Origin of the sequence: Streptomyces sp. BR123, from assembly GCF_013401435.1 — a bacterium.
In the GTDB taxonomy this organism is placed as follows: Bacteria; Actinomycetota; Actinomycetes; order Streptomycetales; family Streptomycetaceae; genus Streptomyces.
Genome location: NZ_JACBGN010000311.1, coordinates 1 through 8016 on the forward strand (window position 1 = coordinate 1; position 8016 = coordinate 8016).

Below are 8016 nucleotides of genomic sequence, written 5' to 3' on the forward strand. Positions count from 1 at the left end.
CTCCCGCCCTCCGTCACGGCGACGGAGCCGACGCCGTGGCCGCGGCAGACCGTTCTTGTGGACTGGCGGGAGCGGGCCCGCTCAGCCGCCCGCCCGAACGGTCCTGGGCGCACCGGCCCGCGGCGTACGCGGTCCCGGGGCGGCGACACGGACGCTGTCCGATCGGCCCTCGTGCACGCTCCCCGGCGAGCCGCCCGCAACACCCGGCCGGACGGTGGGGCACACCCGCCCGGGCAGCGGCTCGGTCGACAGGCGGTCCGCACGGGTGGCGGGCGGCCCGCTCAGGCCACGGGGGTCGTCGGCCACGGGGAGAACGGCACCGCCCCGCCGGTGCGCACGGCCTCCACCGCTCTCTGGTGCAGCGTCCGGCTGGCCTCGGAACTCGGGCAGTCCACGGGGCTGCCCGCCAGGGCGTACCACTCGGACGCGCCCGCGTACTGCACGGCGATGTGCGCCCGCTCCTGCTCCCATGTGGTGTGCACCGTCAGTTCACCCGTGAGGGTGCCGGCTGCGTCGGTGAGCACGCCGCCCGGGCCTGCGTACACCCCGGGAGTGGTCCATTCTGCGGATGCCATGTCAGATCACCTCGGAACAGGGCTGGACTGAACTGGACTGCCTATCGGTATCGATTCCCCGGATCCCATGCTGCGACCGCACGGACGGACGGCACAGGGCCATGCGGCCCCCCGAGCGGGTCTGCTCGACCCCGCTCCGGCCGGGCACCGCCTGCGGGTGTTTCCGCAGGGGCACCGCCCGGAAGGATCCGCACCGTGAGGGTCTCCGCATCGAAGGTCCGCATCACGAGTGTCCGCGGCAAAGGTGTCCGCGTCCATGGCGGCGCCGGCGGTGGCCGTCCCGCCGTCCCCGCCGCGACTCCGGTCCGCGGGGCGCCCGGCGGACGCAGCCGCCGATGCGTGACCGAGTCGCGGACCGGCTGCTGTCGGCGGCGGGCGCCGGGTTCGTGCCGACCGCGCCCGGCCGGAGGGTGCCGACCGGCCCGGCGTGAGGGCCGGTCGGCCCTTCGGCGGGCAGGGTGCGGCACGCCAGAGTGGAATCGGGGGGCCGACGTACCGCCCCCGCAGATCGCAGCCGAGCAGTACGCAGCCGAGCAGTATGGAGGGCAGAGCCGTGACACCTGTCATCGCCGTCGGAGTGGACGGATCCCCGGAGAGCCGGGCCGCCGCGCGGTGGGCGGCGGACGAGGCGGCCCGGCGGGGCTTGGGCCTGCGCCTGGTCCACGCCTGGCTGTGGCAGCCGGTGGCACTGCCGATAGCCCAGGACCGGGAGGAGGAGGCCCGCCGCGCCGAAGCCGTCCTGCACGCCGCGGCCGACGAGGTCGCCGCGCGCCACCCGGAGCTGGGCATCGTCACCGAGGTCGTCTCGGACGCGCCGGTGACCGCCCTGCTGCGGGAGGCGGAGCAGGCGGAACTGCTGGCCCTGGGCACCCGCGGCCACGGACCGGTCCTCGGCTTCCTGCTGGGCTCGTACGGGCAGCAGGTCATCGGCGAGGCCCCCTGCCCGGTGGTCTCCGTGCGCGCGGCCGACGCCGAACAGCCGGATGCCGGGCAGGGCGGCGGGCCGGGCGACGTCGTCGTCGGCCAGTACGGCTACCCCGAGGACAGCCACGACGTGCTGGGCTTCGCGTTCGAGGCGGCCGCCGCCCGCGGGGCCGCCGTACGGGCGGTGCGTGCCTGGGACCTGCCGTCGATCTACGCCTACAGCCCCGGCTCGATGTGGATCTCCGACCAGGACGGCGGGCTGGTGCAGTACGAGCAGGCGGCGCTGCGCCGGGCGCTGGAGCCGTGGCGCGAGAAGTACCCCGAGGTGCCCGTGGTGGAGCACGTCGAACTGGGCAGTGCCGGGCAGGTGCTGCTGGCGGCGGCGGAGGGGTCCGCATCGCTGCTGGTCGTGGGCCGGCGTACGCGCAAGGGGCCCGTCGGCAGCAGGATCGGTTCGGTGGCCCACGCCGTCCTGCACCACGCGCGGTGCCCCGTGGCCGTGGTGCCGCAGTCCTGAACGCGCGGGCGGCGGGCGGCGGCCCGCCGCCCGCCGCCCTCAGGCGGGGCGGCCCGGCTGGCGGTTGGACGGGACGAGGGTGTGGCTGGCGATCACGGCGGCCTGGACGCGCCGGTCGACGCCGAGCTTGATGAACAGGCGCGAGACGATGTTCTTCACCGTCTTCTCGGCGAGGTAGAGCCGCTTGCCGATCTCGCGGTTCGTCAGGCCCTCGCTGACCAGCACCAGGATCTCCTTCTCCCGGTCGGTGAACCCCGGCAGGCCCGGTACCTGCTCCTCCTGCGGCACCTCGCCCCGCATCCGGGCCATCACCCGGGCGGTGGCGCCCGGGTCGAGCATCGACTTGCCCGAGGCCACCGTGCGGACCGCGGTGACCAGGTCGGTCCCGCTGATCTGCTTGAGGACGTAGCCGGAGGCGCCGGCCATGATGGCGTCGAGCAGCGCCTCCTCGTCGTCGAACGAGGTGAGCATCAGGCAGGCCAGGTCCGGCATCCGGGAGCGCAGTTCACGGCAGACGGTGACGCCGTCGCCGTCCTGGAGCCGTACGTCGAGCACCGCCACCCGAGGCCGCAGCGCGGGGACCCGTACGAGCGCCTGCTCCGCCGTGGAGGCCTCGCCCACCACGCGGATGTCCGGCTCGGCCTCCAGCAGGTCGTGCACGCCGCGGCGGACGACCTCGTGGTCGTCGAGGAGGAAGACGCTGATCGGCTCCGTCGCCGGGTGGTGGGAACCGCTGTCGGTCATTCTTCTGCTCCTCGCTCGGGCGGGTACCGGACGTACGCGCGCCTACGCATCCTCCCCCGCCGCAGGGCCCTGCGACAGGGCCGATCGGCCCTTCCCCCGGCGCGGTACGGGCCGGTCCGTGGCCGGGACCACGGACATCGGGACCTTCGGCCCTCGGCACGGGGCCTACGGACCTTATGCCGCCGGCTGTGGGGCTGATGGGATGGGCGAGGCCGGACCGCCGAGCCGGGAACGGGCTCGGCGGGACACGGCGACGCAGGAGGGGAGAGGGGCACATGGGCAGGACGATGATCGCGCTCAGGACGGTCGTGCGGGACGAGTACGGGGCGGGCGTCGCCGTCGTGGGTGAGCTGGACGTGCACACCGTCGCGGCCGTGGAGCCGAGACTCGCCCGGGTCGCCGACGGCGGCGGGGACGTGGTCCTGGACCTGTCCGGGCTCGCGTTCTGCGACACCTCGGGCATCGACATGTTCCTGCGCCTGCACCGGCGGTGCGCGCGCACCGGGGCGCGTCTCCTGCTCCAGGGCGTGCAGCCGCTGCTGGCCAAATCGCTGCGGGTGGTCGGCGCGGACCGCCAGCTGTACTGCGGCTGGGCGTGAACCCGGGGAGGACCGTTCGGCCCAGGTGGGGCGCCCACGGTCCGGGTGACGCTGCTGGTTCACACAAGAGCACAAGACGCAGCAGATCGATCTCCTTCGGACCACAGGTGCACATCATGGAACACGAAGTGGACGGGGAAGGAGCGCGCCGCATGCGGCCCCTGCCCCGCGGTGAAGCCCTGCGCCTGATCGGGACGGTCCCTCTGGGACGGGTCGTCTTCACCCGGCACGCGCTCCCCGCGGTACGCCCCGTGAACCACCTCCTGGACGGCGAGGACATCGTCCTGCGGGTGCACGACGGCGGCGCGCTCGCCGCGCTGGCGACGCCCTCCGACGGCGCGGGCGTCGTCGTCGCGTACGAGACCGACGACATCGACACCCGCACCCGCCTCGGCTGGAGCGTCGTGGTCACCGGCTACGCACGCCCCGTGACCGACCCCGCGCAGGCGGCCGCGTACGAGGACCGGCTGCGGCCCTGGGTGCTCGCCCGGCAGCCCTGCCGCGTCGTCCGCATCCGGCCGGACCTGGTCACCGGCTTCCGGCTGGAGCGTGCCGCGGGCCCGGAGCGTGCCGCGGGCGCAGAACCCCCCGCGGGCGGGGAATCCCGTCCGGCCGCGGCGCCGGGCGCGGCCCCGTGTGCCGGGGTCGGCTGATCAGGTGCGCTCCGCCGAGGCGGGGTCCCTCCGCAGCGGGGCCCGCCACACGAGCCGGCTGCCGCCCCCGGCCGGCGATTCGATCAGGAACGCACCGCCGACGCTGCGGGCCCGCTCGTCCAGGTTGGCCAGACCGCTGCGGCGGCCCTGTTCGGCGATGCCCACCCCGTTGTCCGACACGGCCAGCACGACCTCGCCGGCGCCCGCCTTGAGCGACACTCCGACCCGGCTGGCCTGCGCGTGCCGGGCCGCATTGCTGAGCAGCTCCCCGAGCACGGCCACGACGTGGTCGGCCACCTCGTCGGGCACGTCGGTGTCGAGCAGGCCCTCCATGCTCAGCCGCGGCGGGTGCCCGAGCAGGGTCGCGGCCTCGCCGACCGCCCGCGCCGCGCGGGCGCGCAGCCCGGCACCGCCCGCACCGTCCCGGTCCTTCGTGCGCAGCCCGAAGATGGTCGATCGGATGATCTTGATGGTTTCGTCGAGGTCGTCCACGGCACGGCCGAGCCGCTGCGCGGCCCCGCCGTGCTCCACCAGTCGGGCCGCGCTCTGCAGGGTCATCCCGGTGGCGAACAGCCGCTGGATGGCCAGGTCGTGGAGGTCGCGGGCGATGCGGTCGCGCTCCTCCAGCAGGGCGATCTGCTCGGCGTCCCGCCGCCGGTCCGCCAGTTCCAGGCCGAGCGCTGCCTGCCCGGCGAAGGCCAGCAGCGGTTCGAGCTCGCCGTCGCTGAACGCGGGATCACCCGCGGCCCGGGCGAGGAACAGCACGCCCCGCGTGGGCATGCCACCCGTGCCCAGGGGCACCGCCACGGCCGGGCCCTCGGCGCCGGGCGGCGCCGAGTCCGCGTTGAACCGCCGGTCGGTGGCGGCCCGCGGGCTCGACACCGGGGCGACCTCGGTGTGCGCGGCCCCCACCATCGTCCCCGCCAGGGGCAGGACCAGCCCCTGCCGGGCCTCGGCCCCGGCGCCGGTGGCCACCTCCACCAGCAGCCCGTCCGCCCCGGGCAGCGCAGTGGCGATCTCCGCGCCCTGCGCGCCGGTGATGTCCTGCGCCCGGCGCGCGATGAGCTGGAGCACCTCGGTGCGCGAACTCCCGGACAGCAGGCTCCCCGTGATCTCGGCATTGGCCCGCAGCCAGTGCTGCTGGCGCTGGGAGCCCTCGTACAGGCGGGCGTTGTCGATGGCGACACCGGCGGCCACCGACAGGGTGGTGATGACCGACTCGTCCTCCGTGTCGAAGTCCTTGCCGCCCCGCTTGTCGGTGAGGTAGAGGTTTCCGAACACCTCCTCCCGCACCCGGATCGGCACGCCCAGGAACGTGCGCATCGGCGGATGGTGCGCGGGGAAGCCGTGCGAGGACGGGTGCTTGCCGAGATCGGCCAGCCGCAGCGGCTCCGGGTGCCGGATCACCTCGCCCAGCAGGCCGTGGCCGGACGGCAACGGCCCGATCCGGGCGATCTCCTCGTCGGAGACGCCGACGGTCAGGAACTGCGAGAGCGTCCTGCCGTCCGGCCCGATGACCCCGAGGGCGCCGTACTCGGCGTCGACGAGCAGCGCGGCTGCCTCCACGATGCGGCGCAGGACCTGGGAGAGCTCCAGCTCCCGCCCCACCGACACGACGGCCTCCAGGAGGCTGTGCACGCGGTCGCGCGTGCCGCGGGCGGCGTCGATCCGCCCCTGGAGCTCGTCGAGCAGCTCGTCCAGACGCATCTTCGGCATCCGGGACAACGAATCCCCCACCATGAACCGGCTCTCCTCGCACTCAACCGGCGCAAAGCCTATCGGGAGCACATGGATACGGAAGGCCGAACTCCCGTCACGGGGCAGAGGCGGGAGGCGCCGGTGTCACAGGACGTGCAGGACCTCGGCGACCGCCCGGCGGGGCGTGCCGGGGCCCTGCGGGCCGTAACCCAGCCGGATGACCATCTGGACGTGACCCGTGCCCGTGACCGGGTTCCGGGCCGGCCACCGCAGTTCGGGCCACTCCAGGGGCTGGGAGCTCATGGACGTGGCCAGGCCGTCGGCGGTGGCCTGCAGCAGGATCCGCTCCAGGGCCTGCCCGGCCCGCAGCCAGTCGGCGGGCGTGTCCCGGGCCGTGGAGAGCAGGACCAGCTGCGGGTGCTCCTCGAAGGCGGCCCGGTCGCGGCCGGCCACCGGCCTGGTCCGGCCGAAATCCCGTACGGTCGCGGCCCCGCCCGTGCTGCGCGGGCCGAAGGCGGCGGCCGGGATGCCGTCGCGGCGCGGCCTCCCGCCCGTATCGGCACCGGTACCCGCGCCCGCTGTCGCGGTCCCGGCGGTGTCGTACGTCCAGGCGGCCGTCTCGGCCCGCACCCCCGGCTGGATCTCCTCGCGCTGCTCCGCGTCGCGGACCAGCCCGAGCAGGGTGTCGACGTGCCAGGGATCCGGCACGTCCAGGCGGCAGCCCTCCAGCAGGGCGGCCGCCCGCAGGCCGTCCAGCAGCGCGTCCGGGACCGGCTCGTCACCGAACGGGAAGCGGCTCGTACGGCGCCTGCGCAGCGCGGGGTACAGCGCGGCCAGGTCCTGGTCGTCGCCGACGGGGTCGGTGAACCCGACCTCGGCCAGCAGCCAGGGGTCGGCGCCGTCCGGCAGCAGCCGCACGACGGCCTGCCGGCCGTGGTGGGCGGCGGATACGCGCAGGTTGAACAGGGCTGCGGCGCAGCCGAGGTGGAGGGCGCGGTGGTCCGGGTCCGCCCGGTGCATGGCCCGGCGGGGGTCCCCGTACAGCTCGATGGTCCCGGTGGCCCGGCGCAGGACGAAGCTCCAGGGCTGAGCGTTGTGCATCGAGGGCGCGGTCACGGCGTCGCCGACGAACAGGGCGGCTTCTGCGGAGCCGATCAGTGGTGCGGTCACGGGACTGCTCCTGTCGTGTCGGGTGGTGCGCTGCAGCATCCAGGTTCACTCGCGCGCCCGCGCCCGCGCGATGGGCCGAGCGGCCCCACCCGGGACCGGCCGGCCCTGGCGCACCGGGCCGGGGAGTGCTGCAATGAGAGTGCGGAGAGAGCCCAAATACTGAGGATGCGGAGAAGCGGCCTCGTGCCGTGCACCACACAATCGGGTTCCGCGAGAAGCGGGCGGGCTCTTTCCGCCCTTTGCCGTCCGGCCGCCCTTTCGTGCGCGGCTGCCGTCTTGCGCGCGGTCGGCGGCGGCCGCCGTGCGGCTCACCACGCCATGGCGCTGCGGCCGGCGGTGTCGTCGACGAGCGCCGTGACGTGCGAGACGACCGACACGACCCCGTCGAGGCGTTCGACCAGGCTCCGCAGCACCGCCAGCTGGCTCTGCCGCTCCACGTGTCCCTCCAGGGCGACGGTCCCGTGCACGACATGGACGTCGACGGCCCGCGCCGGCAGGCCCAGGGCGGAGTGCAGCACCTCCGTGACGACGCGGCGCCGGATCTCCGTGTCCGGCCGCAGGAACAGGTGCAGGAGGTCCCGGCGGGTGACGATGCCGACGAGGCGGTCCTCCCCGTCCACGACGGGCAGCCGGTCCACCCCGCGGCGGGCCATCAGCCGGGCGGCGCCGGCCGCCGGCTCGTCCGCGCGGACCGTCACCGCGGGGACGGACATCACCTCGGCCGCGGTGGCAGGCCCGGCTCCCTCACCGGGGGCCCCGGGGGGCCCGGGGGTGCCGCGGGTCTGGAGGGTGCGTGCTTCCGGCGGGAGGTGCGCGAGCAGGTCCGTCCGGGAGACGACCCCGAGGACCCGGTCCTCACCGTCGAGGACCGGGAGCCCGCTGATGCCGTGTTCCCGGAGGAGCTGCACGATGTGCTCGAAGGCCGTGCCGGGAGCCGCGCAGACGACCTCGTCGGTCATCACGTCCGCCACCTTGATCTGTCTCACGATGCCCTCCTGCCCTCTCCTGCCCTCCCCCGTCCGGCTGCCGGACGGCGCGGATCCGCAGTCCACGATCCGGTGGGCGCGCAGCGCGATCGAGGGCCGAACGGTCCTCGATCCGGTCCCGGGCGGCCCCTCCCGCGGCCCCTCCCGCGG

At 75.1% G+C, this 8016-nt stretch carries 8 protein-coding genes; 3 read left to right on the forward strand and 5 right to left on the reverse strand.

All coding sequences use genetic code 11. The features are described 5' to 3' along the window. Positions 1 to 281: 281 nt before the first annotated feature. Entirely contained in the window at positions 282 to 575 is a 294-nt protein-coding gene (locus HYE82_RS30840) for a hypothetical protein (protein ID WP_179177493.1), read from the reverse strand. 553 nt (positions 576 to 1128) lie between these two features. On the opposite strand from HYE82_RS30840, the gene HYE82_RS30845 reads away from it, so the two are divergent. Beyond that, on the forward strand, positions 1129 to 2016 hold the full coding sequence (locus tag HYE82_RS30845; protein WP_309144503.1) for a universal stress protein: 888 nt from the start codon (positions 1129 to 1131) through the stop codon (positions 2014 to 2016). Between the two features lie 39 nt (positions 2017 to 2055). Here HYE82_RS30845 and HYE82_RS30850 read toward each other — a convergent pair whose 3' ends face one another. Continuing rightward, positions 2056 to 2760: a response regulator transcription factor gene (locus HYE82_RS30850; protein WP_179177495.1), complete on the reverse strand. Its 705-nt coding sequence runs from the start codon at positions 2758 to 2760 to the stop codon at positions 2056 to 2058. Between the two features lie 275 nt (positions 2761 to 3035). On the opposite strand from HYE82_RS30850, the gene HYE82_RS30855 reads away from it, so the two are divergent. Continuing rightward, a complete protein-coding gene (locus HYE82_RS30855; protein WP_179177496.1) occupies positions 3036 to 3359 on the forward strand; it encodes an STAS domain-containing protein in 324 nt (107 codons plus the stop codon). Positions 3360 to 3475: 116 nt separating this feature from the next. Then, a complete protein-coding gene (locus HYE82_RS30860; RefSeq protein WP_179177497.1) occupies positions 3476 to 4012 on the forward strand; it encodes a pyridoxamine 5'-phosphate oxidase family protein in 537 nt (178 codons plus the stop codon). Here the strand turns inward: HYE82_RS30860 and HYE82_RS30865 are convergent, their stop codons facing one another. The 3 genes from HYE82_RS30865 to HYE82_RS30875 form a co-directional block, all read right to left on the reverse strand. After that, positions 4013 to 5719, reverse strand: coding sequence for a GAF domain-containing protein (locus HYE82_RS30865; RefSeq protein ID WP_179177499.1), 1707 nt, complete (start codon positions 5717 to 5719; stop codon positions 4013 to 4015). A gap of 135 nt (positions 5720 to 5854) precedes the next feature. Further along, complete coding sequence (locus tag HYE82_RS30870; RefSeq protein WP_309144504.1) at positions 5855 to 6880, reverse strand: nitroreductase family protein; 1026 nt, start codon at positions 6878 to 6880, stop codon at positions 5855 to 5857. Positions 6881 to 7188: 308 nt separating this feature from the next. After that, positions 7189 to 7866, reverse strand: coding sequence for a CBS domain-containing protein (locus HYE82_RS30875; protein WP_309144505.1), 678 nt, complete (start codon positions 7864 to 7866; stop codon positions 7189 to 7191). Positions 7867 to 8016 lie beyond the last annotated feature (150 nt).